Source organism: Miltoncostaea oceani, from assembly GCF_018141545.1.
Classification (GTDB): Bacteria; Actinomycetota; Thermoleophilia; order Miltoncostaeales; family Miltoncostaeaceae; genus Miltoncostaea; species Miltoncostaea oceani.
On sequence record NZ_CP064358.1, the window covers coordinates 1 to 26,791 of the forward strand.

Here is a 26,791-nt window from a genome sequence, read left to right on the forward strand (position 1 = left end):
ATCGGGGCGATGGGGGAGGGCCCCGAGATCCCGCTGGCGATGCGGTGTTGCGCATGGTAGGACGGACTTCGTGCCGATGTTGACAACCGAGGGACGGGCTCCTGTAGGGTCGCGCCGATTCGAGGGTCCCCGTCGATGCCCGCAGACCCCCTCGGAGGGGCGGTGCGCGGGGCGTCTCGGCTCACTTTTTCCCGCGTGATCGAGACAAGGGGGACGACGGTGAGAACACGCTCGTGGGGCTGGCGCCTTGCGGCGATGGCGGCCTGCGCGGTGCTGGCGGTCGGGGTGGCCGCATGCGGCGACGACGACGACGGTGACGCCGCCGACACCACCGGATCCGGCGACGCAGAGATCACGCTGCGGCTCGGTTACGTCACGGCGCCGGAGCACCCGTACGGCATCGCCATCGACAACTTCATCAAGGAGGTCGACACGGCCTCCGGCGGGTCCATCGCCATCGAGGCCCTCCCCAACTACCAGGGCGGCGACGTGCCGCTGCTCCAGGACGTCCGCGGCGGCGCGGTCGACATGGCCTCGGTGTCCTCCGCGGTGTGGGGGACCCAGGGCGTCAACTGCTTCGACGCGCTGCAGGCCCTCGGCCTGATCACCCGCTACGACCTCGAGCGCGAGGTCATCACCGGCCCGATCGGCGAGGAGATGCTCGCCTGCACCGACGCCGTCGGCCTGAAGGGCCTCGGCATCCACGAGGGCGGCCTCCGCAAGCCGCTCGGCGCGAAGAAGGCCCTGACGAGCCCCGCCGACTTCGACGGCCTCACCATCCGGACCCCCGAGTCCGGGGTGCTGGAGACCGGCATCCGCGCCCTCGGCGCCGACCCGACCGCGATCCCGCTGCCCGACACCTACGCCGCCCTCCGCGACGGCACCGTCGACGGGATGGAGGCCAACCTCGGCCTGATCCAGACGGTCAAGCTCTACGAGGTCGCCGACTTCGTCACCGCGAACGTCAACCTCTGGCCGTTCCCGACGGTCCTCGTCATGAACCAGGCCAAGTTCGACGCCCTCAGCGCCGACCAGCAGGCGATCATCACCGACGCCGCCGCGAACATCGCCGGCTTCTCGATCGACTTCTTCGAGGCGCCGAGCGAGCTCGTCACGACGCTCTGCGGGGAGGGCCTGAAGTTCGCCATCGCCAGCGACGCCGACCTCACCGCCTTCGGGAAGGTGTCCGAGACCGTCGTCACCGAGCTCTCCAAGGACGCCGAGACGAAGGGCTTCATCGACCAGATCCAGGCGCTCAAGGACGGCCTGCCGGCCCCGCCGGCACCCGCCCCCCTGCCCGACGGCTGCGCGGCACCCGCCGGCTGACCCGGGGCGCGTCGTCGGCCCGGCCCCGACACGGGGCCGGGCCGGCACGGGCCGGGGTTAGGCTCTGGCACCGATGACGACGACCGCCCACGAACCCGTCGGCGTGCCGCCCCCCACCACGGTGGCCGTCCTCGCGGGCGTCGAGCGGTGGCTGGGGGTCTACTCCCAGGCCGCCGTCCGGATCGCCTCGGTGGGGGCGGTCATCTCCGCGACGATCGCCCTCCTCGCCGTCGTCGGGAACGTCTTCACCCGCCAGGTCCTCGGGTTCTCGATCTTCGGGGCGAACGAGCTCGCCAGCTTCGCGTTCCTCTGGACGATCTGGATGGGGGTGTCGCTCGCCGTGAAACGCGGCGCCGTCACCGTCATCACCCTCCTCTCGCACCACGGACCCGCCCTCTGGCAGCGGTCGGTGCGGACGTTCTCCGCGCTCAGCCTCGCGGTGTTCCTCGCCTACGCCTGCTACCGCTCCACCGAGTTCGCCCTCGGCCGGGGGGCGCCGGCGGGGGTGACGTCCGCCCTCGAGATCCCGTGGTTCTACCCGGTGGTCTCGATGGCCGTCGGCTTCTACTTCATCACCCTCCACTACCTCCACGCCGTCGCCGGGGAGGCCCGCGTCGCGGCGCTCCGCGGCCGGGTCGGCCTGTACGAGGCCGCCACCGGCCTCGCCGGCGGCCTCGTCGTCGGCGCGGCGGTGTGGCTCGCCCTGTGGACGGTGCTCACCCTGGGGGCCGCCCCCCTCGTCGCCCTCGGGATCCTGTTCGTCGCCCTGACCCTCGCGGGGACCCCGATCGTCTTCATGCTCGCGATCGTCGGGATCATCGCGATGTTCTCGCCGTCGTTCCTCGGCCTGACGTTCTACCCCACCGTCGACCCGATCACCCCGTTCTTCCAGAGCCAGTCGACGATGGGCCTGTCGGGCGGCAGCGAGCTGCTGGTGATCCTCATGTTCCTCATCGTCGCGGAGGTCATGAACGCCAGCGGCCTGTCAACCCGCCTCATCGCGTTCGCGGCGTCGCTCGTCGCCCACCTCCGCGGCGGGATGGCCTACGTCTGCCAGCTCACCTCGGCGGTCGTCTCGGGGATCTCCGGCTCCGCCCAGGCCGACGCGGCGATCATGACCCCCCTCCTCGTCCCGGCGATGGAGCGGGAGGGGTACCGCCGCGACGTCGCCGCCGCCGTCGTCGCGGGGGCGTCGATCAAGGGCCCCATCGGGCCGCTGTCGATCATGTTCATCGTCTACGGCATCGTGGTGCAGGGCCCGGCGGGGGCGTCGATCTCGGCGCTGCTCCTGTCGGGGGTCGTCGCCGAGCTGCTCCTCCTGATCTTCCAGGCGGCGACGGTCTACGTCGTCGTCCGGCGGATGGACTTCCTCGTCCCCCGGCCGTTCGCGGGGTGGCGGGTCGTCGGCCGCACCGGCCTCGACGCCCTCCCGGTGCTCGCGATCCCGGTGGTGATCCTCGGCGGCATCTTCACCGGCGTCTTCACCCCGTCGGAGTCGGGGGCGATCGCCGCCCTCGTCACCATCGGCCTCGCCCTCTTCTGGTACGCCAGCCTGTCGCCGCTGCAGCTGCCGGCGGTGATCATCGCGGCCGCCGTCGAGACCGGCATCGTGATGCTCCTCCTCGGCGACTCGTCGATCCTCGCGAAGGCCCTGTTCATCAACGGCTTCGGCACCGACGTCCAGGAGTTCCTCACCGGGATCACCGACAACAAGTACGTGTTCCTGCTGGTCGTGAACGTCCTGCTGCTGGCCGTCGGGATCTTCATCGAACCCCTCCCGGCCGTCTACATCCTCGCCCCGTTCCTCGCCCCCGTCGCGGTCCTCGAGTACGGCATCGACCCCGTCCACTTCGGGTTGATCATGGTCTTCAACCTGGTGCTCGCCCTCATCCACCCGCCGATCGGGCTGGTGATCTTCCTCGTGTCGAGCATCGCGAAGGTCTCGGTGGAGCGGTTGTCGGTGATGATCCTCCCGTGGCTCGCGGTCAGCCTGCTCGTCCTGTTCCTCATCACCTACCTCCCGAGCGAGGCCGTGCTCGTCCTCTCGAACCTGCTCGAGTGAGGACCGCCACCGCCCTCGGCGCGGGGGCGATGGTCTGCTGGGGGGTCGCGTACGTGCCCTCCGCCTGGCTGGTCGAGACGTGGCCGCCGCTGGTGGCGGCCGGCGCGCGCCTCGGCCTCGGCGGCCTGCTGCTGCTGGGCCTCCTCGCCGTCCTCCACCGGCCGCTGCGGCCCGGGGTGGGGGTGGGGACCGTCGGGTGGCTCGCGTTCACACAGTCCGTCCTCTTCTACGGCGCGACGTTCTGGGGGATCGCCCACGCCGGCGCCGGCCTCGCGGCGGTCCTCGCCAACACGGACGCCCTCTTCGTCGCCGTCCTCGCCGCCGCCGTCCTCGGCGAGCGGCTCTGGCCGGTGCAGTGGGCGGGCCTCCTCGTCGGCCTCGCCGGGGCGGCGGTCGTGGTGTGGGAGGGGCCCCTCTGGCCGCCCGCCCTGTCGGGGACGGCGCTGGTGGTCGTCGGCGGGGCGGTGGCGTGGAGCGTCGGCACCGTCGTCGTCGCCCGCGGCGTCCGCGCCGAGGGGGACCCCCTCGCCCTCGCCGGGTGGCAGATGCTCGCCGGGGGGGTGGTGCTGTGCCTCGCCGGCCTCGCCTGGGAGGGCCCGCCGGACGCCGCCGGGGCACGGGAGCTCGGCCTCGTCGTCGCCCTCGCCGTCGTCGGCTCCGCCGCGCCGTTCGCGTTGTTCTACCTCGCCCTCACCCGCGCCCCCGCGGCGGAGGTGTCGGCGTGGTTCTTCCTCGTCCCCGTCATCGGGGTCCTCAGCGCCTGGCCGCTGCTGGGGGAGGAGCCGACGCTGCAGCTCCTCGCGGGGATGGTCGGGGTCTGCGCCGGCCTGTGGATGGTGATGGGGATCCGGCACGGCCGCCCCGGGAGGGCGTTGGTAGACTCGACGGCACCGCCGTGAGCACCCCACCACCCGCTCGACGCACGTGATCCTCGTCCTGTCGGGCGGCACCGGCGGCTCGAAGATGGTCGACGGCCTCGCCCGGGTCCACGGCCAGGCGGGCCTCGTCGCGATCGTCAACACCGGCGACGACGGGGACTTCTACGGGCTGCGGGTCTGCCCCGACCTCGACATCTGCACCTACGTCCTCGCCGGCGTCGTCGCCGACCGCGGGTGGGGGTACGCCGACGACACCTTCCGCCTCCTCGAGGGCCTCGCCACCTACGGCCGGGAGTCGTGGTTCGGCCTCGGCGACCGCGACCTCGCCACCCACCTGCACCGCACCCTCCGCCTCGCCGAGGGCGCCGGCCTCACCGAGGTGACCGCCGAGATCTGCGCCCGGCTGGGGGTGGAGGCGACGCTCCTGCCGATGAGCGACGACCCCGTGCGGACGCGGATCACCACCCCCGGCGGGGAGCGCACCTTCCAGGAGTACCTCGTCCGGGACGGGGCCCGGGACGACATCACGGGGATCGTCATGGAGGGGGTCGCGGACGCCGCCCCCGCCCCCGGCCTGCTGGCCGCGATCGCCGAGGCCGAGCGGATCGTCATCGCCCCCTCCAGCCCCGTCGTCTCGATCGGGACGATCCTCGCCGTCCCCGGGGTGCGCGACGCCCTCGCCGCCCGCCGCGCCGACTGCGTCGCCGTCACCCCGATCATCGGCGGCGCCCCCGTCGAGGGCCCCGCCGCCCGGTTCCTCGCCGGCGCCGGCTACCCCGAGTGCTCCGCCACCCAGATGGCCCGCATCTACGCCGACGTCGCCGCGGTGTTCCTCCTCGACTCCTCCGACGCCGCGGAGGCCCCCGCCGTCGCCGCCCTCGACGTCCGGCCGGTGCTCACCGACGTCCTCATGCCCGACCACGCCGCCCGGGCCCGCCTCGCGGCGGAGGCCCTCGGGGCGCTCCCGTGAGCGGCGGCGTCTGGGCGGTCATCCCCGTGAAGCCCCTGCGGGGGGCGCTGCGGCGGCTCACCTCCGCCCTCGAGGCACCCGTCCGCCGTGAGCTGCAGGTCGCGATGCTCACCGACGTCCTCGGCGCGTGCGCGGGGACGGGGGACCTCGCCGGGGTCATGATCGTCACCTCCGACCCCGACGCCGCCGCCCTCGGCGCCGCCATCGCCGGCGCCCGCGTCGTCCCCGACCACGACCCACCCCGCGGCATGAACGCCGCCGTCGCCCGCGGCCTCGTCGCCGTCGCCGCCGAACGCGCCGACGCGGCCCTCGTCCTCACCGCCGACCTCCCGCTCGCCCGGCCCGAGGACATCGCCGCGATCATCGCCGCCGGCCCCGCCGCCCCGTCCGCGCTGCTCGTGCCGTCCGCCGACGGCACCGGCACCAACGCGATGCTGCTGCGGCCCCCCGCGGCCCTCGCCCCCCGCCTCGGCCCCGACTCCTACGCCCGCCACACCGTCCAGGCGGCCCGCCGCGGCCTGCCCGTCACCCGGCTGGAGCTCCCCCGGCTGGCGCTCGACATCGACACCCCCGCCGACCTCACCACCCTCGTCGGGACCGGGACGGCGTGCGCCACCCTCGAGGTCTGCGGGCGCCTGCGGATCACCGAGCGCCTCGAGGCGGGGAGCGTCCTCTGAGGCTCTGGCCGCTGTCGGCGTTGCCGGAGGTGGTGCCCGGCGACGACCTCGCCGGCATGCTCGCCGACCGCGCCGTCCCCGAGGGGATGGCCCCCGGGGACGTCCTCATGCTCGCCCACAAGGTCGTCTCGAAGGCGGAGGGACGGATCGTCGCCCTCGCCGACGTCACCGCCGGCCCCGCCGCCCGGGCCCTGGCGGAGGAGACCGGCAAGACCCCCGCCCTCTGCGAGCTGATCCTCTCCGAGAGCCGCCGCATCGTCCGCCGCCGCCGGAGCCTCCTCGTCTGCGAGACCCACCACGGCTTCGTCTGCGCGAACGCCGGGATCGACTCCTCCAACGCCCCCGACGGCACCGTCGTCCTCCTCCCCGTCGACCCCGACGCATCCGCCCGGGGCCTCCAGGCCCGCCTGGCGGCGGCGGTGGGGGGGAGGGTCGGCGTCATCGTCATCGACACCCACGGCCGGCCGTTCCGGCGGGGCCTCGTGAACGTCGCGATCGGCGTCGCCGGGTTCGCCCCCGTCATCGACCACCGCGGGGAGCGGGACCGCTCCGGCCGCGTCCTCGTCGCCACCGACCAGGCGATCGCCGACGAGCTCGCCGCGGCGGCGGGGATCTACCTCGGCAAGGACGCCGGGACCCCGGCGGTGGTCGCCTCCGGCGTCGCGACGGAACCGTCACCCGGTGGGGCGCACCTCCTGGTCCGCGACCCGGAGCATGACCTCTTTCGCACTTAACCCCCGGCGTCTGGCGGGAGCCGCCCCACGCGCATAATGTGCGCCACTCGACACCGTCGACTGCCGACGACCGACCCCGGAGAGTCCATGCAGGGAGATCTCGGCACCCCGGACGCGCCGCTGCGCGTGGCCATCATCGGATCGGGGCCCTCGGGCTTCTACGCCGCGGAGCACCTCCAGGAGCAGGACCACCTCGAGGTGCAGATCGACATGTACGACCGCCTCCCGACCCCGTTCGGGCTCGTCCGCGGCGGCGTCGCACCCGACCACCAGAAGATCAAGTCGGTCACCCGCGTCTACGACAAGATCGCCGCGCACCCCGAGTTCCGCTTCTACGGCAACGTGGAGATGGGCCGCGACCTCACCCACGCCGACCTGTCGGCGTACTACCACGCGATCATCTACGCCGTCGGCGCCCGCACCGACCGGCGGATGGGGATCCCCCGCGAGCACCTCCCCGGCAGCCACTCCGCCACCGAGTTCGTCGGCTGGTACAACGCCCACCCCGACTTCCGGAGCCTCGGCTTCGACCTCACGTCGCGGAGCGCGGCGGTGGTCGGCAACGGCAACGTCGCGATGGACCTCGCCCGGATCCTCGCGAGCCCCCGCGACGTGCTCGCCCAGACCGACATCGCCGAGCACGCCCTCCACGCCCTCGAGGGCAACGGCATCGAGGAGATCCACGTCCTCGGACGCCGCGGACCGGCGCAGGCGGCGTTCACCAACAAGGAGCTGAAGGAGCTCGGTGAGCTCCCCGGCGTCGACGTCGTCGTCGACCCCGCCGACGTCGCCCTCGACCCCCTCAGCGCCGCCGCCGTCGCGCGGACCCCGAACCGCACCCGCGACCGCAACCTCGACCTCCTCCGGGAGTTCTCGGAGCGGCCCCTCACCGGCGCCCCCCGGCGGATCGTCCTGCACTTCCTCGTGTCGCCCGTCGAGATCGTCGGGACCGAGCGCGTCGAGGCCCTCCGGATCGTCCACAACGAGCTGTACGAGAGCGAGGACGGCTCGATCCGCCCCCGCCCGACGGAGCGGATCACGACGATCCCCCTCGGGCTGGTGTTCCGGGCGATCGGCTACCAGGGCGTCCCGCTGCCGGGGATCCCGTTCGACGCGATGCGCGGCGTCATCCCCAACGAGCAGGGCCGCATCATCGACCCCGCCACCGGCGGCCCCGTCGAGGGCGAGTACGTCGTCGGGTGGATCAAGCGCGGACCGCAGGGGATCATCGGGACGAACAAGCCCGACTCCCAGGAGACCGTCGACGCCCTCCTCGCCGACCTCACCTCCGGGAACCTCCACAAGCAGGAGGTCCCCCCGCGGACGGTGCTGGAGCGGCTCCTCAGCGAACGCCGCCGCGACTTCGTCTCGTACGAGGACTGGCAGCTCATCGACCTGCTGGAGCAGGAGCGCGGCAAGGCGAGCGGCGCCCCCCGCGTGAAGTTCAGCAAGGTGGAGGAGATGCTCCACGCCCTCCAGGAGCGCAAGCTCGCCGCCGCCGAGGAGGCACGCGCCGAGGCGGAGGGCTAGGCCGAGGCGCCGCTCCCGATGAGGTCGTAGACCGTGTTGCGCCGCGCCGGGGTCCGGCCGGCGCCGCGGATCGTCGCCTCGATCTCCTCGGGGGTGGCGAGCTGCCCGTGGGCGGCGCCCGACGCCCGGGAGATGTTCTCGTCCATGAGGGTCCCCCCGAAGTCGTTGCACCCGGCCTCGAGGAGGCGCGCCCCGCCGGACAGGCCGAGCTTCACCCACGACGCCTGGATGTTGTCGATCAGGCCGTCGAGGGCGATCCGCCCGACGGCGTGGACGAGGACGACCTCGTCCCACGTCGGGCCGGGCCGTGACCGGCCCTGCAGGAAGATCGGGGACCCCATGTGCACGAACGGCAGCGGCACGAACTCCGTGAACCCGCCGGTGCGGCGCTGGATCTGGCGGAGCACCTCCAGGTGGTTCGCCCACGCCCGCGGTCCGTCGATGTGGCCCATCATCATCGTGGTCGTCGCCCGCAACCCCAGCTCGTGGGCGGTGATCATCACCTCCGCCCACTCTGCGGTGCGGACCTTGTCGGGGCACAGGTGGGCCCGGACGCGGTCGTCGAGGATCTCGGCGGCGGTGCCGGGGAGGGTCCCGAGGCCGGCGTCGCGGAGGCGGGTGAGGAACTCCCGGACGGTGATCCCGAGGGTGTGGGCGCCCTGCCACACCTCCAGCGGCGTGAAGCCGTGGACGTGCATCTCGGGGAGGCGCTCCTTGATCCCCTCGAGCACCGAGACGTAGAAGTCACCGGTGAAGTCGGGGTGGATGCCGCCCTGCAGGCACACCTCCGTCGCGCCCCGCTCCCACGCCTCGACGGAGCGGTGGACGACCTCGTGGACGTTCAGGATGTACGGGTCGCCGCGGAGGTTCATGCTCTTCGGGCCCCGCGAGAAGCCGCAGAAGCCGCACCGGAAGTAGCACTGGTTCGTGTAGTTGATGTTGCGGTTCACGACGTAGGTGACGGTGTCGCCGTTGCGGCGGACGCGCAGGGCGTCGGCGACCCGCGCGACGGCCTCCACCTCCGGGCCGCGGGCCCGGAACAGCCGCTCGATCTCCGCGACCCGCGGTGGGGTGCCCTCCAGGGACCGGCCGAGGATCCCGGCGAGGTCCGGGGCGATGCGCGACAGGCCCTCGTCGGGGTCCGCGCCACGCCAGTCGTCGTCCTCCCACTCGGCGGACAGGCGCCGCGCGGGGACGGGGGGCTCCTCGTCACGTCCCGGCGCCCACGTGTACCGGGGCCGCGACGCGCCGGACCCGTCGATCTGGCCGAGCCACGCCGTGAACAGGGGGCGGGCGAGGTCACGGCGGGCGTCGTCGATCTCGGTCTCGGGCGGCAGCGCCGTCCGCTCCACGAGGGGGCGGGGGGCGACGGCGTCGCGGAGGGCCCCGACCCGCGCGGGCTCCCAGTCGCCGACGACGAGGTCGACGGCCCCGGCGGCGATCGCGTCGAGGGCCTCCTCGAGGGTGTCGACCACCACCGACACGCGGGTGGCGATGCCGGGCAGCCACCCCAGCTCGATGGCCTCGTCGAGGCCGGCGGGGGTGGTCCGCAGGAACGCCGCCCCGGTGCGCACGAGGGCGTCGAGGACGTCGGCGCGGGGGCCTTCGTGGCGGACGGTGATCCGCCAGCCCCCGACGCCGCGGGCGAGGAGGGCCATCGCCTGGTCGGGGGCCACCACCCACGCGAGGGCGGGGGCGTCGGCGCGGTCCGTCTCGACGGGGACGAGCCGCTCCTCGAGGACGGCGGCGACGGCGGCGTCGTCGAGGCCGGCGGCCTCCCGGACACGGGCCCGGCCGGCGGTGGCGGCGGCCCCGGCGGGGAGGGTGCGGCAGAAGGTGATGCTCATGCCGGCACCGCCGCCATCGGGTGGGGCGCACCGGGGAGGGCGAGCCCGTCGGCGTCGGCGAGGGACCGGGCGTGGTCACGGACCCCCGCGTCGACGAAGTCGTCGTCGCGCAGGTACTCGGGGTAGACGGTGAGCCGCTCCCGCAGCTCATAGCCGGAGTCGGCGCAGAGGCGGCGGAGGCCCTCGATGTCCGGCCACGGCGCCTCGGGGTTCACGAAGTCGGGGGTGAGGGGGGAGACCCCGCCCCAGTCGTTGATGCCCGACAGCAGCAGCGGCCCGTAGTCGGCCGACAGGTTCGGGGGGGCCTGGATGCTCATCGCCGGGCCCATCACCAGCCGCGCGGTGGCGCAGGCGGTCATCAGCTCGACCAGGCCGGGTTCGCCGGCGGCGGCCATCGGTGTCCCGGGCTTGGCGCGGAAGTTCTGCACGATGACCTCCTGGATGTGGCCGTAGGACTCGTGCAGCTCGCGCAGCGCGAGGAGCGCCTCGACGCGCTCACGGACGGTCTCGCCGATGCCGATCAGGATCCCCGACGTGAAGGGGATCCGCAGCTGCCCGGCCCGGCGGATCATGGCGAGGCGGGTCGCGGGCCGCTTGTCGGGTGCGTGCTCGTGGGGTCCCCCGGGGCCGCACAACCGGTCGGACACCGACTCCAGCATCATCCCCTGGCTCGCCGAGACCTCCCGCAGCTCCCGCAGCTCCCGCATGCCGAGGATCCCGGCGTTCGGGTGGGGCAGCAGGCCGGTGCGCTCCAGGACCATCCGGCACATCGCCGTCAGGTACGACTGGGTCGTCTCGTGGCCGAACCGCCGCAGCGCGGCGCGGTGGCTGGGGAACCGGGCCTCGGGGCGGTCGCCGAGGGTGAACAGCGCCTCCTTGCACCCGAGGCGGCGTCCCGCCTCGGCGACCTGGAGGATCTCGTCGGGGCTCATGGTGTGGGCCCGCGGGTCGGTGTCCAGGTGCGCGAACGTGCAGTACGAGCAGACGTCCCGGCACAGGTTCGTGAGGGGGATGAACACCTTGCGGGAGTAGGTGACGACCGGCGGCCGGCCGCGGTCCCGCATCTCGGCGGCGGCGGCCCACAGGACCGGGTGCTCCGCGCCGCGGACGTCGGCGAGGGCGAGGGCCTGCGCGTCGGTGAGGCGGCGCCCCTCGAGGGCGGCCTCGACGGCGTCGCGCACGGCGGGACGCAGGGCGGTGAGGGCGGGGGCCGTCACCCGGGTTCGGGGCCTTCCCCGCCACGGAACTTGCGCCAGTCGGCGGGGCGCTTCTCCTGGAAGGAGGCGATCCCCTCCGCCGGCTCGACGCCGTGGACGTGGTTGAGGGCCACCAACTCCAACCCGTGCTGGACGGCGCCGTAGAGCTGGTCGGTCTGGGCGTTCAACGCGATCTTCGCCAACCGCAGGCCCTGGGGGCTGCGGCGGAGGATCTGGTCGCACCACGCATCGACCTCGGCGTCGAGGTCCCCGTCGGGGACGACCTTGTTCACCAGGCCCATCTGGAGGGCCTCCTCGGCGGTGTACTGGCGGGTGAGGTAGAGGATCTCCCGGGCCTTCTTCTCCCCGACCGTGGCGGGCAGGAGCTGGCACCCCCACCACAGGGGGGCCGACCCGATCTTCGGGCCCGCCTGGCCGAAGCGGCCGGACTCCCCCGTGATCGTGAGGTCACAAAGGACGTTGAGTTCGTTGCCGCCGCCGATGCAGTAGCCGCGGACCTTCACCACGATCGGCTTGCCGTTGTTGCGGATCGCCAGGCCGAGGCGGTCGTGGAGGTGGTGCAGGGCCCGCTTCTGGGCGAGGGTGCGGGTCGGGTCGCGGACGTCGCCGCCGACGCAGAACGCCCGGTCCCCCGCCCCGGTGAAGACGATCACCCCGACCGCCTCGTCGTCGGCGGCGGCCTCGAAGGCCTCGGCGAGTTCCCGGATGGTCTGGGAGCGGAACGCGTTCAGGCGGTCGGGTCGGTTGATGGTGATCGTCGCCCGGCCACCTGCGACCTCGTAGAGGATGTCCTCGAAGCTGGGAACGGCGGACCTCGGGAGGGATCGTGGCGCGGGCACCGCCCGCGGATCGCTGATCCTAGCGACCTCCCCCCGTCAGGTGCCGGACCATTTCGTCTTGCATCGTGATACGGGGGTTCGCGGAGTGCGCCGTCTCCTTGCCGCTCCGGGCACCGGAGGCGTATGACTCGTTCGTCGCATCAATCACAAGACGGATGTTCACGATGCGAGACACCGGCGTGGAGACAGTGGAGCAGGGGGAGGAGGCGCCGGACGTACCGGCCGTCAGCCCCCGCTACCGCATCCAGGCCATCGAGCGGGCGGTCGCGATCCTGAACGCCTTCTCGGTGGACGACCCCGAGCTCGGCGTGACCGAGCTCGCCGAGCGGGTCGGTCTGCACAAGTCGACGGTCCACCGGTTCATGGTGAACCTCGACGCCGCCGGCCTGGTCGAGCGCAACCCGCGCACCGGCCGCTACCGCCTCGGGCTCCACATCTTCGAGCTCGGCGGCCTCGTCATGCAGCAGATGAACCTCTGGGACGAGGCCCTGCCCTTCCTGGAGAGCCTCGTCCGCGACACCGGCGAGACCGGCCACCTGGCCGTGCTCGACGGGGGGGAGGCCATCTACATCGAACGCGTCGAGGCGCGGCGGGCGCTGCGCGTCCCGTCGGCCATCGGCCGCGGGTACCCGGCCCACGCCACGAACCTCGGCAAGGTCCTGCTCGCCGACCTCCCGCGTGAGCGGGTGGTCGAGATCGTGTCCGAACGGGGCCTCGCGGCCTACACGCCGAACACGATCACCGACCTCGGTGCGCTGGAGGCCGAGCTCGAGAGCATCCGCGAACGCGGGTACGCGATCGACGACGAGGAGTACGACGAGGGCCTGCGCTGCATCGGCGCCGGCGTGCGCGACCACAGCGGGCACGTGGTGTCCGCACTGGGCATCGGGGGCCCGGTCACCCGGATCACCCCCGAGCGCGTCGACGAGCTGGCCGGCCTGGTGATGGCGGCCGCGAACGGCCTCTCACGCCGTCTGGGTGCGCACCAGTCCGGGGCGTACGCCCCGGCGACCCTGCGCGTCCGAAACACTGCATCCGAGACGCCGGCCGTGCGGCCGGGCGCGTCGTGAGCAGCTGCCGCCCACCCCCGGGGTGAGCGCGCACCGTCCCGAGTCCACGACACACACCCCCCAAGGAGATCCAACGACCATGGCGACCACCGCCAGCAATCCCTCCCTGCGACTCTCGAGCCGCACCTCGCATTTCGTGCTCCCCAAGCAGTGGGCGTCGATGCGCAAGGCCGAGGCCCTCGAGCGGGAGACCGGCAAGCGCGTCATCCACTTCGAGAAGGGCGACTTCCAGGGCGACGAGTTCCGTCCCGCCCCGCACATCATGGAGGCCTGCGCGAAGGCCGTCGCCGACGGGCACGTGCGCTACGTGCCGGGCCCCGGCCTGCCGGAGCTCCGTGACGCGATCGCCGAGGAGGCCACCAAGCGCGGCCGCCCGACGGTCCGCGAGGAGGTCCTCGTCACCATGGGCGCCAAGCACGCCCTCACCCAGTCCCTCCTCACGATGGTGGACCAGGGCGACGAGGTCATCTTCCCGAACCCCGGCTACCCCCCGGACGAGTTCTGGATCACGTACGCCGGCGGCTCGGTCGTCTACGCGCCGCTCGTCGAGCCGGACTTCCACTTCGACCTGGACTCGCTCGAGAGCCTGATCACGCCGAAGACGAAGATGCTGATCATCAACTCCCCGCAGCGGCCCAACGGTCAGACCGTCGGCCAGCTGGAGGAGATCGCCGCGATCTGCACCGAGCACAACGTCATGGTGCTGACGGACGAGATCTTCAGCCACATGGTCTACTCGGGCGCCGAGCACAAGACGATCGCCGCCGTCGAGGGCATGGCCGACCGCTCCATCCTGGTCGACACGTTCTCGAAGACGTACATCATGACCGGCTTCCGCATCGGCTGGTGCGTGGCCAACAAGGACCTGATCACCACGATGGACATCTTCCAGCAGAACTCGGTCACCAACGTGCCCGCGTTCGTGCAGCTGGCGGCCCTCGCGGCGATCACCGGCCCGCAGGACCACGTCATCGAGATCACCAAGAAGCTCGAGGGCAAGCGCGACCGCACCGTCGCCGCCCTCAACAAGATGCCCGGCGTCGAGTGCCCGACCCCCGACGGGTCGTTCTACGTCTTCCCGGACATCCGCGGCACGGGCATGACCGCCCAGCAGTTCGCCGACTACATGATCGAGAACTACCAGGTGGGCGTCGTGGCCGGCTCGGCCTTCGGCGACCGTGGCGAGGGCCACATCCGCCTGACGTACGCGTGCCCCGACGACGTGCTCGACGAGGGCCTGGACCGCATCCGCAAGGGGCTCGAGAACCTCTAGCCGGCGGTGACGGAGGCCGGTGCGTCCCGGGTGCGTGACCGGGGTGCACCGGCCTTCCGTATGCTCGACCGCGGTCCGGAGACCCTGAATCGACAAGGAGTTGCGAGTGGCTGAGCGTCTGTTCTGGGAGGAGCTGAACCCCGGCGACGAGGCGGTTTCACTGAACCGCACGATCACCGAGGCCGACGTCGTGAACTTCTGCGGCGTGTCCGGCGACTTCAACTGGTTCCACATCGACGACGTGCGTGCATCGGAGTCCGTGTTCGGCAAGCGCGTCGCCCACGGCATGCTGGTCACCTCCGTCGCGACCGGCCTCCAGGTCGAGAAGATGGAGCCGAAGATCGCCACCGCGGCGTTCGTGGGTCTCAAGGAGTGGGCGTTCCGCGCCCCCGTCTTCTTCGGTGACACCGTCCGCGTGAAGCGCACCATCGGCGAGAAGTCCGAGCACAAGAACCCCGCTCAGGGCTGGTGCATCTACGAGATCGAGGTCCTCAACCAGGAGGACAAGGTCGTGCAGCGCGGTCAGTGGAACATGCTGATCCAGCGCAAGCCGGCCTGACACAGGTCGTCGGCCATGACGCCCGGCTCTGACAAGGAGTCGGGCGTCACGCGGCGAACCCCGGGGGCATGGACACCACAGCCCCCACCCACACCATCACCGTCGCCCAGGCCGCCGCGGCCCTCGGGGTCTCCGAGCGCACGGTCTGGCGGTACCTCAAGTCCGGGCGCCTGCCCGGTGAGACCGTCGGCGAGCCCGGCGCCCAGCGCACCCTGATCCCGTCCGTCGCCGTCGACGCCCTCCAGGGCGGCCGCGGCGGCGCCGACGCCGACGAGCTGCGCCGTGAACGCGACCGCCTCGTGGCGGAGCTCGCTGCGACCCGCGCCGAACGGGACGCCCTCGAGGGACGCGTCGGCGTGCTGCAGCGGGCCCTCTCCACGCCGCTGCGCCCCGGCATCGCCGAGCGGGCACTGTCGCGGGCCCTCGGGGTCGCCGCCGCCGCCCGCGCACGCGGACCGCGGGTCTACTCCCTGCGCTAGGTCGACCGCCCCCCGGGCCGCGACGCGGCCCGGGGGAGGGGACCGTCCTAGAGGCCGAGCTCCTTGCTGATGATCAGCTGCTGGATCTCGCTGGTGCCCTCCGTGATGGAGGCGAGCTTGGCGTCGCGGTAGTACCGCTCCACCGGGTACTCGACGACGTAGCCGTAGCCGCCGTGGATCTGGACGGCCTCACGGCAGACGTAGTCGGCGACCTCCGCGGAGAAGTACTTGGCCATCGAGGCCTCCTTCACGCACGGCTTGCCGTTCGAGTAGAGCCACGCGGCCTTGTAGGCGAGGCTCTTCGCCGCCTCGATGCGGGTCGCCATGTCGGCGAGCTTGAAGCGGATCGCCTGGAACTTGGAGAGGCTCCGGCCGAACGCCTCGCGCTCGGTGGCGTACTGGCGGGCGGCCTCGAAGGCGGCCTCCGCGATCGCCGCCGACTTCACGCCGTGGGAGACGCGGCCCGTGATGAGGGCCTCCATCAGGGCCCCGAAGGCGCCCTCCTTACCGCCGAGGAGGGCGTCCTCGCCGACCTCGCAGTCCTCGAACAGCAGCTCCGCCGTGTCCGAGGAGCGGTGGCCCATCTTCTCCAGCTTGCGGGTCACCTCGAAGCCGGGGGTCTCCCGGTCGACGATGAAGACGCTGATGCCCTCACCGCGCTTGGTCTTGTCGGTGTAGGCCGCGACGAGGCAGTAGTCGCAGATCGTCCCGTTGGTGATGAAGTTCTTGCGGCCGTTGATGACGTAGCCGCCGTTCTTCTTCTCGGCGCGGGTCGCGAGGCCGGCGGCGTCCGAGCCGGTGTTCGGCTCGGTGATCGCGTAGGCGCCGATGATCTCCCCGGCGATGGACCGCGGCAGGTACTTCTCCCGCTGCGCGTCGGTGCCGAACTTGTAGATCGGGAACGCCGCGAGGTCGGCGTGGGCGTTCACCGAGGCGGTGATGCCGGCCGAGACCTTCGCCATCTCCTCCACGAAGATGCACTCGGTGATCTTGTCGGCCCCGATGCCGCCGTACTCCTCGGGGAAGACGATCCCGAGGAGGCCGAGCTCGCCCAGCATCGGCAGGACCTGGACCGGGAACTTCTCGTTGCGCTCCGCCTCCTCGACCAGCGGGAGGATCTCCCCCTGGGCGAACTCGCGGACCATCTGGCGCAGGTCCTCCTGCTCCTCCGTGAAGGCGTAGCTCAGCATTCGGCAACCTCGACCGGGTCGTTGGCCGTCGCCGCGGGCCGCGGCCGACGGTAAAGGTCCGGAAAGTCTACCCGCGCGCCTCCCGATAGACTGACCATCCGTGAGCGACCCCTTCCGCCTCGACGGGCGCACCGTCATCGTCACCGGCGCCTCCCGCGGCATCGGCGCCGACGTGGCCCGCGCCATCAGCTCCCGCGGCGGCGGCGTGGTGATCGTCGCGCGCTCCGCGGACGCGCTGACGGAGCTCGCCGGGTCCCTGCCCGGCCCCGTCGCCACCGTCGCCGGCGACGTCGCCGACACGATGGTCGCCGGTGAGGCCCTCGACGCCGCGGAGACGCTCGGCGGCACCCTCTGGGGCGTCGTCAACAACGCCGGCATCAACCCCTACTACCACCCGGTGCTCGAGACGCCCCTGGCGGAGTGGGACGAGATCCTCCAGGTCAACCTCCTCGGCGCCGCGGCGTTCGCGCGGGCGGTGGGCCTCGCCCTCGTCGAGGCCGGCGGGGGCGGGCGGATCGTGAACCTCAGCTCCATCGCCGGGCTGACGGGGCTGCCGAACATCGGCCCCTACAACGCCTCCAAGGCCGCCCTCGACGCGTTGACGCGGACCCTCGCCGTCGAGCTCGGCCCGTCGGGGATCCTCTGCAACTCCGTCGCCCCCGGGACGATCGGGACGGAGATGGTGGAGGGCCTCATGACGGCGAACCCCGCCCTGAAGGAGCGCCTCGTCGCGAAGGCGCCGCTCGGGCGGATCGGGACCGTCGCCGAGGCGGCGTGGCCGATCGTGTTCCTCCTCACCGACGCCGCCAGCTTCATCACCGGCCAGACGCTGGTGGTCGATGGCGGGCGGCTCGCCGCCGGCTAGAGCCGGGTCGTGCGCATCGTCGTCTGCGGGGGCGGCACCGCCGGGTGCGTCGCCGCCGCGCGCCTCTCCGAGGACCCCGCCCACGAGGTGACGCTCCTCGAGGTCGGCCCGCACTACCGCCCGGGGGAGTGGCCGCCGGAGCTGGCGCACTCGCACCGGATCATCAAGGAGACCCACGACTGGGGGTACCAGGCCCGCGCCGGGGCGTCGCCCCGCCTCGTGCACGTCCCCCGCGGCCGGGTGGTGGGCGGGTCCTCCGTCACGAACGGCGCGATCGCCCTGCGCGGCCACCCCGAGCACTACGACGAGTGGGACGACCTCGTCGACGGGTTCGGGTGGGACAGCTGGCTGCCGTGGTTCCGGGCGATCGAGGCGGACCGCGACTTCGGGGACGCCGACTGGCACGGCGACGCCGGCCCGATCCCCGTCGGGCGGTACCCGCGGCCGTGGATGGAGATGCAGGAGCGCTTCGCCGAGGCGGCGCTCTCCGCCGGCCACGGGTGGGTCGACGACCACAACGCCCCCGGGGCGGTCGGCATCGGCCCGATCCCCCTGAACATGGTCGACGGCCGCCGCCAGACCCCCGCCGACCGGTACCTCGACCCCGCCCTCGCGCGCCCCAACCTGACGTTGCGGACCGGGGTCCTCGTCGACCGGGTCGAGGTGGCGGGGGACCGGGTGCGGGCCGTGGTCGTCACGGGCCCCGACGGGTCCACGGAGATCCCCGCCGACGCCGTCGTGATGGCGCTCGGGACGTACGCCACCCCGGCGGCGCTGCTGCGCTCCGGCATCGGGCCCGCCGACGAGGTCGGCCGCCACGGCATCACCCCCGTCGCCGAGGTCCCCGGGGTGGGCCGGGGGATGCAGGACCACCCGAAGGTGTCGTACCGCTTCGAGCTCGCGCTGGAGGCCCCCCCGTGGCCGAACCCCTGGTACCAGTGCCTCCTCACCGGCGCCCACGAGGTCGGCGGGGAGCGGCGCGTCTACCAGGTGATGCCGTACTCGGGGCAGGTCGACGGGGGCCAGCGCTTCACGGACCTCAACGTCCAGGTCGCCGACGCCCGGTCGCGGCGGGGGGCGGTGCGGCTGCAGGGGACCGACCCGGCGCTGCAGCCCCGCATCGAGATGGGCTGGTTCCTCGAGCCGTCGGACCGGGCGGCGGCCGTCGCCGCCGGGAGGCGGCTGATGGAGGTCGCCCGCCAGCCGGCCCTCGCGGCGGTGCTGACCCCGTGGCCGGGCCTCGACGACCCCGACCAGGTGCTCCGCACCGTCGAGACGTTCCACCACCCGGTGGGGAGCTGCCGGATGGGCCGCGACGACGACCCCGACGCCGTCGTCGACGCCCGCGGACGGGTCCGCGGCGTCGAGGGCCTCTGGATCATGGACGCCTCCGTCATCGCCCGCGTCCCGTCGGCGAACACCCACCTCGCCGTCATCGCCCTCGCCGAGCGCCTCTGCGCCGGCTTCCCCGGGACGGCCGCGGGGACCCCCGGCGGTGCGGTGGGGACGACCGGAACGACATAATCGCGGTTCCCGTGCGCTTGCGCGCGGGGGCGCCGGATGGTGCCAGAATCACTCCCGGAACCGACACGAGGGGACCCATGCCCGAGCTGCCACCGCCCGCCGACCCGAACGCCTCCTACACCGCCGTGATGGAGACGTCCGCCGGGGAGATCCGCATCGAGCTCTGGCCCGACAAGGCCCCCCAGACCGTGGGGAACTTCGTCGGCCTCGCGCAGCAGGGCTACTACGACGACCTCGTCTTCCACCGGATCATCCACGACTTCATGATCCAGGGCGGCTGCCCGAAGGGCACCGGCACCGGCGGCCCCGGGTACGACTTCGAGGACGAGATCAACGACGAGAAGCTCGTGAAGGGCGTCCTCGCGATGGCGAACGCCGGGCCGAACACGAACGGCAGCCAGTTCTTCATCATCACCGCCGCCGCGACGCCGTGGCTCGACGGGGCCCACACGGGCTTCGGCCGGGTCGTCGACGGCATGGACGTCGTCGAGACGCTCGGCACCACCCCGACCGGCCCCGGTGACCGCCCGCGGGAGACGCAGCGGCTGACCACCGTCCGGATCGAGGAGGGCTGACGCCGGCCACCGCCTCCTGGGAGGTCACCCTCCTGCGGCGGCCCCCGGGTGCGCAGCGCCCGCGGGTCGCCGCCCGGGTGGTCCTCCAGGCCCCCGACCTCGCGCACGCCCAGGAGGCCGCCGAGGCCGCCCTGGAGGAGCGCCGCTCCGACGAGTCGCGGTGGTCGCTGGGGGTGCTGCGGCCGTTGACGCCGATGGCGCCGGGGACGCACCGGTACCGTGCCGTCTTCGCGTTGTGGGAGGCCGGGGAGGACCGCTTCGTCCGCCGCGACGTCCACCACCTGGACGTGTGGGCCGCCGACGCCCAGAGCGCCCGCCGCCTCGCCCAGCAGGAGATCCGCGGCGTCGAGGGGTACGAGCCGGCGTGGCGGATCCGCCAGGTCGCCCGCCTCGACCCGCCCCGGGCACGCGGGGCCGCCGGGGGCCGCCGGGCGTGAGCGACCCGGTGCGGCGCCCGTTGATCACCGGCGCCGGCCGGGTCGAGACGGCCGGGTGGACGCCGATCCACGCCCGCGCCGACGGGTCCCTGATCGCGGAGGTCGCGGAGGCCGACGCCGGGGACGTCGACCGCGCCGTCCGCGCCGCCGACGCCGCCTGGCCGGCGTGGGCGGCCCTCCCGCCCCCCGAGCGGGCGCGGGCCCTCACCGCATACGCCGCCCTCGTCGATGCCCACCAGCCGCACCTCGCCGACCTCGTCCACCGCGAGACCGGCAAGCCCCTCGGGGAGGCGCAGGCCGAGGTCGCCCGCGCCGCCGAGGTCATCCACCACTTCGCCGCCGAGGCGGAGCGGATGTGGACGCAGCAGATGCCGGGGGCGACCCTCGCGACGGGCAGCTGGGTGCGTCCCGCCCCCCTCGGGGTGGTCGCCGCGATCACCCCCTGGAACTTCCCCGTCGCCCTCGTGGTGTGGAAGCTCGCCCCCGCCCTCGCCGCCGGGTGCGCCGTCGTCGTGAAACCGGCGATCGAGGCGCCCCTCGCGGCGTGGGCGTTGTGCGACCTCGCCGAGCGGTCCGGGCTGCCGGAGGGCCTCGTCTCCTGCCTCACCGGCGACGGGCCCCTCATCGGGGAGGCCCTGTCGACCCACCCCCGGGTGGCGAAGGTCGCGTTCACGGGGTCGCGGCGGGTCGCGGAGCGGATCGCCGGGTGGGCGTCGCCGCGCCTGAAGGCCCTGTCGCTGGAGCTCGGCGGCCACGGTGCCCTGGTGGTGATGCCCGACGCCGACCTCGACGTCGCCGCGGAGGTCGCGACGATGCAGGGGTACGTCAACTCGGGGCAGGCGTGTTACGCCGTGAACCGGGTCCTCGTCCCACCGGGCCTGCGGGGCGACCTCCTCGAGCGGATGCGCGCCCGGATCGCCGACATCACGCTCGGGCCGATGACCACCGACCGGGGCCTCGCCCGCCACCACATGCTCCTCGACGAGGCCCGCGGCCACGACGGCGTCGTCGTCGAGGGCGGTGAGGAGGTCGCCCCCGGGCGGCTGTCCCCCGCCCTCGTCACCGGCGCCGGGCCGGGGGTGCGGCTCGTCGACGAGGAGCCGTTCACCCCCATCGTCGCCGTCCTCGAGGTCCCCGACACCGCCGCCGCCGTCGCGGAGGCGAACCGCCCCGACTACGGCCTCGTGAACTACCTCGTCGGCCGGGACCTCCGCGGGGCCCTCGAGACGGCGCAGCAGCTGCGGTCGGGGACCGTCGCGATCAACGGCTGGCGGGTGGTGCTGCCCTACGCCCCGTACGCGGGGTGGCGGGGGTCGGGGGTCGGGTGCGAGCTGGGACGGCCGGGCCTGGAGGCCTTCGTCCACTGGCAGCACCTGCGCGTCCTCGCCTGACCGGGTGCCGGCCGCCGGCGCGCCCCTAGGCCCCCGGGGCCTCCCCGGCGCGGTGGACCCGGCGGGCGAAGACGAGCTGCTCGATCTTCGGGCGGGCGCCGGCGGTGCCGCTGTCGCCGACGCCGCCGACGACCAGGTGGGCGTCCTGGTAGAGGGGTCCCTCGTCGACGAGGACCCGGGCGGCGCGGAGCCGCGGGACGATCGCCTCACCGGGCCCGAAGACCGCCGCCCCCAACGCGAAGGGGGTGTCGTTCGCGAGCGTGAGGGCGTCCTCGGCGTCGTCGACGAGCACCACCGCCCGCAGCGGCGCGAACGTCTCGTCCCGCCACAACGACACCCCGAGGGCGTCGCGGTCGAGGTGCACGATCGTCGGCGTGAAGAACGGGCCCCGCTCCCCCTCCCCCACCACGATCCGGCCGCCGTGGGCGAGGGCCTCGGCGAGGGCGGCGCGGGCCCCCGCCCGGGCGGGCCCCTCCGCGAGCGGCCCGAGGTCGGTCGCCGGGTCGTCCGGGTCCCCGAGCCGCAACGCCGCGACGGCGGCGCGCAGGCGGGGGGCGTAGTCGTCCCACACCGACCGCTCCACGATCATCCGCTTCGCCGCCATGCACAGCTGCCCGGCGTTCGCGAAGCCCCCGAGGGCCGCGGCGGCGGCGGCGGCGTCGAGGTCGGCGCCCGCCAGGACGATCATCGCGTCGTTGCCGGAGCCCTCCGCGATGTACGGCCGGAGGGGGACCCCGTCGGCGTACGCCGCCCCCAGGCCGGCGAGGTGGCGTTTGCAGGTCGCCGTCGACGCGTGCGCGACGACGGCGTGGACCCCCGGGTCCCAGACGAGGGGCTCCGCCGCCGGGCCGGGGGCGTCGACGACGACGACGGCGTCGTCCGGCCACGGGCCGGTCAACGCGGCGAGGACCCGGCCGGTGGTGTCCCGCACCCGGGAGGAGGGGCGGCTGACGAGGGCGTTGCCGGCGGCGAACGCCGACGCGGCGACGAGGGTCGGCACCCACACCGGCGAGTTCGCGGCGTGCCAGCCGAGCACCACCCCGTAGGGGGCCCACTCGAGGGTCGTCGTCCCCGACACCGACGGGACGGGCCGCGGGCGGATCGCCTCCGCCAACGCCGGGAGGGCGTCGAGGAGCCCGAGGGCGGAGCGGATCTCGCGTTCCGCGAACCGCCGCGGCTGGCGGGCCTCCGCGACGGCGGCGTCGACGATGGCGTCGGCGGCGGCGGCGAGGCGGTCACGTGACCGGGCGCACAGCTCGAGGCGCACGTCGAGGGGCAACGCCGCGACCGCCGGCTGGGCGGCGGCGGCCCGGCGCACCGGCTCGGAGGGCGGGGTGACGGCCACGGCCGGGCAGGTTACCGCCGTGCTCCCCCCGGGGCTGCTGGTGGAGGGCACCCCCGCCGAGATCCGCGGCCACTTCCCCGCCCTCTGTCCCCTGCAGCCGGTGCGTGTGAGCGCCGGGGGGCTCGTCTGCGCCCCGCGGAGCGCCCCCGACCTCGCGGCGGCGGCCCTCGCGGGGTGCCCCCTGCCGCTGCGGCCGCTGCCGGCGGTCCCGGGGTGGCCGGACCCGCCCTCCCAGATGGTGGGCGGCTGGTACCGCCGCAGCCCCGGGCACCTCCCCGCGCCACCGGGGGTGCGTGAGCTGGTGCAGGTCCCCGGGGAGGGCTTCGGCCCCGCCGGTCACGCGACGACGGCGATGTGCCTCGCGGCGATCGACGACCTCCCGGGGGGTGCGGCGGTCGACGCGGGCTGCGGGTCGGGGCTCCTCACCCAGGCGTGGGTCGCCCTCGGCCGCGGGCCGGTGCTCGCCGTCGACCTCGACGGCCGCGCCATCGACCAGGCCGCCCGCAGCCTCGCCGTCGCCGGCCGCGGCGGGCCGGTGACCCTCCGCCGGGGGCCGCTCGGCGGCCTCACCGGCGGCGAGCTCGCCGGGCGGGTCGTCCTCGCGAACGTCCCCGCCGCCGCCCACCGCGAGCTCCTCGGCCGCGTCGACGGGGACGCCCCGCCGCGGGCGGCGGTCCTGTCGGGGATCCGCCCCCGCGACGTCGCGGACCTCGGGGCGGCGTGGGCGGACCTCGGCCTGCCGACCGTCGCCGTCGCCGACGGCGGCGGCTTCTGCTGCCTGCGGGTGGGGGCGTGAGCCGGGTCGGGCGGACGTGGGCGGTCCTCGTGCTGTTCGCCCTCGGGACGAGCCTGATCACGCCCCTCATCCCCCTCTACCAGGACCGCCTCGGGTTCTCGGACACCGTCGCGACCCTCTTCCTCGGCTGCTACGTCCTCGCCCTCGTCCCGTCGATGCTGACCCTCGGGCAGCTGTCCGACCGGATCGGCCGCAAGGGGGTCCTCCTCGGCGCCCTCGCGACCCTCGCCGTCGCCCAGGCGCTGCTGATCACCGAGCCGGGGCTGCCGGGGCTGCTCGCCGCCCGGGGGATCCAGGGGATGGCGACGGGGGCGTTCTTCGGGACGTGCACCGCCTTCCTCGTCGACGGGGCACCGGCGGGGCGGGAGCCGTTCGCGTCGGCGTTGGCGTCGTTCTCGGTGCGCCTCGGCCTCGGCCTCGGCCCCGGCGTCGGCGGGGTGATCGCCCAGTACGCCGCCGACCCCCTGCGGCTCCCGTTCGAGCTGCACCTCATCGCCCTCGCCGTGGCGGCGGTGATCGTCGCGACCCTCCCCGAGACGGTGCGGGTCCGGTCGCGGCGGCCCCTCACCCTCCGCCTCGAGGTGCCGGCGGCGGAGCGGGCGGTGTTCTGGCGGATCCTGGTGCCCTCCGGGATGCTGTTCTCGCTCTTCGACGGCGTCGCCCTGTCCCTCATCCCCGTGTTCCTCGTCCGGACGTTGGGGGTCGACAACTACGCCGTCGTCGGCGCCGCCGGGTTCCTCGTCCTCGTGTCGGGGGCCGTCAGCCAGCTGGTGTTCCCCCGCATCCGGCCGGAGCGGGCGATCGGCGGTGGCCTCGCGGTGGCGGCGGTGACGTCGGTGGGGGTCGTCGCGTCCGCGCCGCTGGAGTCGGCGCCCCTCGCCCTCGCCTCCGTCGCGGCGACGGGGGCGGCGGCGGGCCTCGTCTTCAAGGGCGGCCTCGACCTCTGCACCCGCATCGCCCCCATCCAGGACCGCGGGAAGCTCCTCTCCAGCTACTACGTCGCCTGCTACCTCGGGGGTTTCTCGGTGCCGCTGCTGGTGGTGGGGATCCTCTCCGACGTCGTCGGCCTGACCGTCGCCCTCGCGTGCCTGTCGGGGGCGGCCGCCGTCGGGGCCGCGTGGACGGGGGTGGTGGGGCTCCGCTCCCTCGACGGGTTGCTGCCCCCACCGGGGACGCCGACCCCGGTGGGGGCACCGGGCGACGGGTAGACTCGGCGCGCGATGGCCCAGGTGTCCGACCCCGAGGCCCTCGCCGCCGTCTTCCTGGAGGCAGAGCGCGCGGTCGTCCTGACCGGCCTGCACCTGGGCGGCCCCGAGAGCCTCGACCTCACGCACGCCCACGGCGAGTGGGCGCAGCGCGCCAGCCTCGAGGCGTTCCTCACCGAACCCGCGCGGTTCTGGGAGTACTTCCACCCCACCGCCCTCCAGATCGCGGCGCGCCGGCCGGGGCCCGCCCACGACGCCCTCGCACGCCTCGAGCGGGCGGGGCTGGTGTCGTCGCTGATCACCCAGGCCGTCGACCGCCTCCACTCCCGCGCCGGGAGCGCCGACCCCGTCGAGGTCTACGGGACGGTGCTGGTGATGCGGTGCGAGCGGTGCGGGGAGCGGTACGGGCTGCCGGAGGTCGGTGCGTTGATCGACGCGTCCGGCGACGGCGTGCCGCGGTGCACCACCAGCGACTGCGGGTACCCCCTCCGCCCCGAGGGGACCCTGTGGGGGGAGGCGCTGCCGCGGCGGGCGGTGGAGCGGGCGTGGGAGATCGCGGCGGAGGCGGACGCGTTCATCGTCCTCGACTCGGACCTGCGGACCGCCCCCATCTCCCTCCTGCCGTCGGTGCCCCTCACCCGCGGCGCCCCCCTCGTCCTCGTCGGGGAGACACCCACCCAGTACGACCGGTACGCCCGGATGGTGGTGCGGGCCCCGAGCACCGACATCCTCACCGCCGTCGCCGACCTCATCGCCCCCGCCCCCGCGTGACCGGCCCCACCCCCCTCGCGGGGACCGCGGCGATCGTGACGGGCGCCTCCGCCGGGTTGGGGGAGATCATGGCCCGCGGCCTCGCCGGCGCCGGCTGCGCCGTCCTGATCGCCGCCCGCCGGGTCGACCGCCTCCGGGCCGTCGCCGACGCGATCACCGAGGAGGGTGGGCGGGTGGTCGCGCACCCCGCCGACCTTCGCGACCCCGGCCACGCCCGGGACCTCGTCGACGCCGCCGTCGCGGAGTTCGGACGCCTCGACGGGGTCGTCCTGAACGCGGCGACGGCGACCGTCGCCCCCGCCGAGGCGGAGGACCCCGCGGCGTTCGCGGACGTGATGGCCGTGAACGTCAGCGCCCAGGCGGCCCTCGCCGGCGCCGCGGCCCGGGTGATGATCGACGCGGGACGGGGCGGGTGGATGGTCCTGATGAGCTCCATCCTCGGCCGGAAGGCGGCGACGGGTCCCGGTGTCGCCGCCTACGTCGCGTCGAAGATCGCGGTGGAGGGCCTCACCCGTGAACTCGCCCGCCAGTGGGCGCCGCACGGGATCCGGGTGAACGCGTTGGCGCCCGGCTACTTCCCCACCGAGATGAACGCCCCCATGACCGCCGACCCCGGCCGGCGGGAGGCGCTCCTCGCCCGCACGCCGATGGGGCGCAGCGGGGAACCCGCCGACCTGACGGGGCCGCTGCTGTTCCTCGCCTCCGACGCGTCGCGGTTCGTCACCGGCCACACCCTCCCCGTCGACGGGGGGATGTCCTGCTGGTGACCCGCCGCCCCGTGGCGGCGGGCCACGGAGCGGGCTAGGAGGGCTGCGCCTCCGCGGCGGCGGCGGCGTCGGTGTCGACCACGAACTTCTGCGAGTAGTAGATGTCGCCCTCGTGGCCGAGCTTCATCCGGCGGAGCGTCGCCTTGACGCGGGTCCCGACGGTGACGTCCTCGGGGGCGACCCCGACGACGGGGGCGGGCATCGCGACGCCCTCGTCCATGGTGATGTGCCCGACGACGTACGGCTCCTGGCCGAGGAAGTCACGTGGCGGGTAGTAGACCACCGTGTAGTTGGAGAGCTCGCCCTTGCCGGAGAGCTCCTCCTCGACGAGGGTGTCCGACCCGCAGTAGTAGCAGTGGTGGTGCTCCCACCACGGGCTGAGGTGGCCGTTCGCGCAGCGCATGGCGTAGAGCCGCAGCTTCGGGGGGCCGAGGCGGGAGAACTCGATCGCGGAGACCGTCACG

General features: G+C 74.1%; 26 protein-coding genes. 20 read left to right on the plus strand and 6 right to left on the minus strand.

Annotated features, from left to right (window positions below):
• Positions 1 to 219 precede the first annotated feature (219 nt).
• From IU369_RS22925 to IU369_RS22955, 7 genes are all read left to right on the plus strand, one after another.
• Positions 220 to 1,326, plus strand: a complete 1,107-nt coding sequence (locus IU369_RS22925) for a TRAP transporter substrate-binding protein (protein WP_217925213.1) — start codon at positions 220 to 222, stop codon at positions 1,324 to 1,326.
• 73 nt (positions 1,327 to 1,399) lie between these two features.
• Positions 1,400 to 3,388, plus strand: coding sequence for a TRAP transporter large permease (locus IU369_RS22930; RefSeq protein ID WP_217925214.1), 1,989 nt, complete (start codon positions 1,400 to 1,402; stop codon positions 3,386 to 3,388).
• On the plus strand, positions 3,385 to 4,287 hold the full coding sequence (locus IU369_RS22935) for a DMT family transporter (protein WP_217925215.1): 903 nt from the start codon (positions 3,385 to 3,387) through the stop codon (positions 4,285 to 4,287). The genes IU369_RS22930 and IU369_RS22935 overlap by 4 nt, the downstream gene beginning before the upstream one ends.
• A gap of 25 nt (positions 4,288 to 4,312) precedes the next feature.
• The gene (cofD, locus tag IU369_RS22940; protein WP_217925216.1) at positions 4,313 to 5,236 is read left to right on the plus strand and encodes a 2-phospho-L-lactate transferase; all 924 of its coding nucleotides are present in this window, start codon (positions 4,313 to 4,315) and stop codon (positions 5,234 to 5,236) included.
• Positions 5,233 to 5,913 carry a 2-phospho-L-lactate guanylyltransferase gene (gene cofC / locus IU369_RS22945; RefSeq protein WP_217925217.1) on the plus strand — a complete coding sequence of 227 codons (681 nt, stop codon included), beginning with the start codon at positions 5,233 to 5,235 and terminating at the stop codon, positions 5,911 to 5,913. The genes cofD and cofC overlap by 4 nt, the downstream gene beginning before the upstream one ends.
• Complete coding sequence (cofE, locus tag IU369_RS22950; protein ID WP_217925232.1) at positions 5,910 to 6,647, plus strand: coenzyme F420-0:L-glutamate ligase; 738 nt, start codon at positions 5,910 to 5,912, stop codon at positions 6,645 to 6,647. Before cofC ends, cofE begins: the two co-directional genes overlap by 4 nt.
• An 87-nt stretch (positions 6,648 to 6,734) precedes the next feature.
• Entirely contained in the window at positions 6,735 to 8,177 is a 1,443-nt protein-coding gene (locus IU369_RS22955) for an FAD-dependent oxidoreductase (RefSeq protein WP_217925218.1), read from the plus strand.
• Here IU369_RS22955 and cofH read toward each other — a convergent pair.
• From cofH to IU369_RS22970, 3 genes are read right to left on the minus strand one after another with little or no spacing between them, the layout of a single operon-like run.
• Positions 8,174 to 10,024, minus strand: a complete 1,851-nt coding sequence (gene cofH, locus IU369_RS22960) for a 5-amino-6-(D-ribitylamino)uracil--L-tyrosine 4-hydroxyphenyl transferase CofH (RefSeq protein WP_217925219.1) — start codon at positions 10,022 to 10,024, stop codon at positions 8,174 to 8,176. The genes IU369_RS22955 and cofH overlap by 4 nt on opposite strands.
• Complete coding sequence (cofG, locus tag IU369_RS22965; RefSeq protein ID WP_246551705.1) at positions 10,021 to 11,241, minus strand: 7,8-didemethyl-8-hydroxy-5-deazariboflavin synthase CofG; 1,221 nt, start codon at positions 11,239 to 11,241, stop codon at positions 10,021 to 10,023. The genes cofH and cofG overlap by 4 nt, the downstream gene beginning before the upstream one ends.
• Entirely contained in the window at positions 11,238 to 12,080 is an 843-nt protein-coding gene (locus IU369_RS22970; protein WP_217925220.1) for an enoyl-CoA hydratase-related protein, read from the minus strand. Before IU369_RS22970 ends, cofG begins: the two co-directional genes overlap by 4 nt.
• A gap of 155 nt (positions 12,081 to 12,235) precedes the next feature.
• Between IU369_RS22970 and IU369_RS22975 the strand changes: the two genes are divergently transcribed.
• The 4 genes from IU369_RS22975 to IU369_RS22990 all read left to right on the plus strand — a co-directional run bounded on the left by IU369_RS22975 (position 12,236) and on the right by IU369_RS22990 (position 15,461).
• A complete protein-coding gene (locus tag IU369_RS22975) occupies positions 12,236 to 13,150 on the plus strand; it encodes an IclR family transcriptional regulator (protein ID WP_217925221.1) in 915 nt (304 codons plus the stop codon).
• 79 nt (positions 13,151 to 13,229) lie between these two features.
• A complete protein-coding gene (locus tag IU369_RS22980; protein WP_217925222.1) occupies positions 13,230 to 14,423 on the plus strand; it encodes a pyridoxal phosphate-dependent aminotransferase in 1,194 nt (397 codons plus the stop codon).
• A gap of 106 nt (positions 14,424 to 14,529) precedes the next feature.
• Positions 14,530 to 14,982 (plus strand): MaoC family dehydratase, encoded by a 453-nt coding sequence (locus tag IU369_RS22985; protein ID WP_217925223.1) that lies wholly within the window; start codon positions 14,530 to 14,532, stop codon positions 14,980 to 14,982.
• Positions 14,983 to 15,050: 68 nt separating this feature from the next.
• A complete protein-coding gene (locus IU369_RS22990; RefSeq protein ID WP_217925224.1) occupies positions 15,051 to 15,461 on the plus strand; it encodes a helix-turn-helix domain-containing protein in 411 nt (136 codons plus the stop codon).
• Positions 15,462 to 15,508: 47 nt separating this feature from the next.
• Here the strand turns inward: IU369_RS22990 and IU369_RS22995 are convergent, their stop codons facing one another.
• Complete coding sequence (locus IU369_RS22995) at positions 15,509 to 16,651, minus strand: acyl-CoA dehydrogenase family protein (RefSeq protein WP_217925225.1); 1,143 nt, start codon at positions 16,649 to 16,651, stop codon at positions 15,509 to 15,511.
• Between the two features lie 100 nt (positions 16,652 to 16,751).
• Between IU369_RS22995 and IU369_RS23000 the strand changes: the two genes are divergently transcribed.
• From IU369_RS23000 to IU369_RS23020, 5 genes are all read left to right on the plus strand, one after another.
• Positions 16,752 to 17,516: an SDR family NAD(P)-dependent oxidoreductase gene (locus IU369_RS23000; protein ID WP_217925226.1), complete on the plus strand. Its 765-nt coding sequence runs from the start codon at positions 16,752 to 16,754 to the stop codon at positions 17,514 to 17,516.
• A 9-nt stretch (positions 17,517 to 17,525) separates the two neighbouring features.
• Positions 17,526 to 19,040: a GMC family oxidoreductase gene (locus IU369_RS23005; RefSeq protein ID WP_217925227.1), complete on the plus strand. Its 1,515-nt coding sequence runs from the start codon at positions 17,526 to 17,528 to the stop codon at positions 19,038 to 19,040.
• A gap of 77 nt (positions 19,041 to 19,117) precedes the next feature.
• Positions 19,118 to 19,615 carry a peptidylprolyl isomerase gene (locus tag IU369_RS23010; protein WP_425516849.1) on the plus strand — a complete coding sequence of 166 codons (498 nt, stop codon included), beginning with the start codon at positions 19,118 to 19,120 and terminating at the stop codon, positions 19,613 to 19,615.
• A 77-nt stretch (positions 19,616 to 19,692) separates the two neighbouring features.
• Positions 19,693 to 20,052 (plus strand): hypothetical protein, encoded by a 360-nt coding sequence (locus IU369_RS23015; RefSeq protein ID WP_217925228.1) that lies wholly within the window; start codon positions 19,693 to 19,695, stop codon positions 20,050 to 20,052.
• Positions 20,049 to 21,443: an aldehyde dehydrogenase family protein gene (locus IU369_RS23020; RefSeq protein WP_217925229.1), complete on the plus strand. Its 1,395-nt coding sequence runs from the start codon at positions 20,049 to 20,051 to the stop codon at positions 21,441 to 21,443. The genes IU369_RS23015 and IU369_RS23020 overlap by 4 nt, the downstream gene beginning before the upstream one ends.
• A gap of 25 nt (positions 21,444 to 21,468) precedes the next feature.
• Here IU369_RS23020 and IU369_RS23025 read toward each other — a convergent pair whose 3' ends face one another.
• A complete protein-coding gene (locus tag IU369_RS23025) occupies positions 21,469 to 22,788 on the minus strand; it encodes an aldehyde dehydrogenase family protein (protein ID WP_217925230.1) in 1,320 nt (439 codons plus the stop codon).
• Between IU369_RS23025 and IU369_RS23030 the strand changes: the two genes are divergently transcribed.
• Genes IU369_RS23030 through IU369_RS23045 form a run of 4 tightly spaced genes read left to right on the plus strand, consistent with a single transcriptional unit; the run spans position 22,778 to position 26,327 of the window.
• Complete coding sequence (locus IU369_RS23030) at positions 22,778 to 23,584, plus strand: 50S ribosomal protein L11 methyltransferase (RefSeq protein ID WP_217925231.1); 807 nt, start codon at positions 22,778 to 22,780, stop codon at positions 23,582 to 23,584. The two genes, IU369_RS23025 and IU369_RS23030, sit on opposite strands and share 11 nt — an antisense overlap.
• On the plus strand, positions 23,581 to 24,792 hold the full coding sequence (locus tag IU369_RS23035) for an MFS transporter (RefSeq protein WP_217925192.1): 1,212 nt from the start codon (positions 23,581 to 23,583) through the stop codon (positions 24,790 to 24,792). Before IU369_RS23030 ends, IU369_RS23035 begins: the two co-directional genes overlap by 4 nt.
• Positions 24,793 to 24,804: 12 nt before the next feature.
• A complete protein-coding gene (locus IU369_RS23040; protein ID WP_217925193.1) occupies positions 24,805 to 25,560 on the plus strand; it encodes a Sir2 family NAD-dependent protein deacetylase in 756 nt (251 codons plus the stop codon).
• Positions 25,557 to 26,327, plus strand: a complete 771-nt coding sequence (locus tag IU369_RS23045) for an SDR family NAD(P)-dependent oxidoreductase (RefSeq protein ID WP_246551703.1) — start codon at positions 25,557 to 25,559, stop codon at positions 26,325 to 26,327. Before IU369_RS23040 ends, IU369_RS23045 begins: the two co-directional genes overlap by 4 nt.
• A 34-nt stretch (positions 26,328 to 26,361) precedes the next feature.
• Here the strand turns inward: IU369_RS23045 and IU369_RS23050 are convergent, their stop codons facing one another.
• Positions 26,362 to 26,790, minus strand: coding sequence for a Zn-ribbon domain-containing OB-fold protein (locus tag IU369_RS23050; RefSeq protein ID WP_217925194.1), 429 nt, complete (start codon positions 26,788 to 26,790; stop codon positions 26,362 to 26,364).
• Position 26,791 lies beyond the last annotated feature (1 nt).

What these genes read in the sequence shown, in the direction of transcription:
- IU369_RS22930 (WP_217925214.1), top strand. Translation starts at nt 1,400, where the DNA reads ATGACGACGACCGCCCACGAACCCGTCGGCGTGCCGCCCCCCACCACG.
- IU369_RS22955 (WP_217925218.1), top strand. Translation starts at nt 6,735, where the DNA reads ATGCAGGGAGATCTCGGCACCCCGGACGCGCCGCTGCGCGTGGCCATC.
- cofH (WP_217925219.1), bottom strand. Translation starts at nt 10,024, where the DNA reads ATGAGCATCACCTTCTGCCGCACCCTCCCCGCCGGGGCCGCCGCCACC.
- IU369_RS22975 (WP_217925221.1), top strand. Translation starts at nt 12,236, where the DNA reads ATGTTCACGATGCGAGACACCGGCGTGGAGACAGTGGAGCAGGGGGAG.
- IU369_RS22980 (WP_217925222.1), top strand. Translation starts at nt 13,230, where the DNA reads ATGGCGACCACCGCCAGCAATCCCTCCCTGCGACTCTCGAGCCGCACC.
- IU369_RS22990 (WP_217925224.1), top strand. Translation starts at nt 15,051, where the DNA reads ATGGACACCACAGCCCCCACCCACACCATCACCGTCGCCCAGGCCGCC.
- IU369_RS22995 (WP_217925225.1), bottom strand. Translation starts at nt 16,651, where the DNA reads ATGCTGAGCTACGCCTTCACGGAGGAGCAGGAGGACCTGCGCCAGATG.
- IU369_RS23010 (WP_425516849.1), top strand. Translation starts at nt 19,118, where the DNA reads ATGCCCGAGCTGCCACCGCCCGCCGACCCGAACGCCTCCTACACCGCC.
- IU369_RS23040 (WP_217925193.1), top strand. Translation starts at nt 24,805, where the DNA reads ATGGCCCAGGTGTCCGACCCCGAGGCCCTCGCCGCCGTCTTCCTGGAG.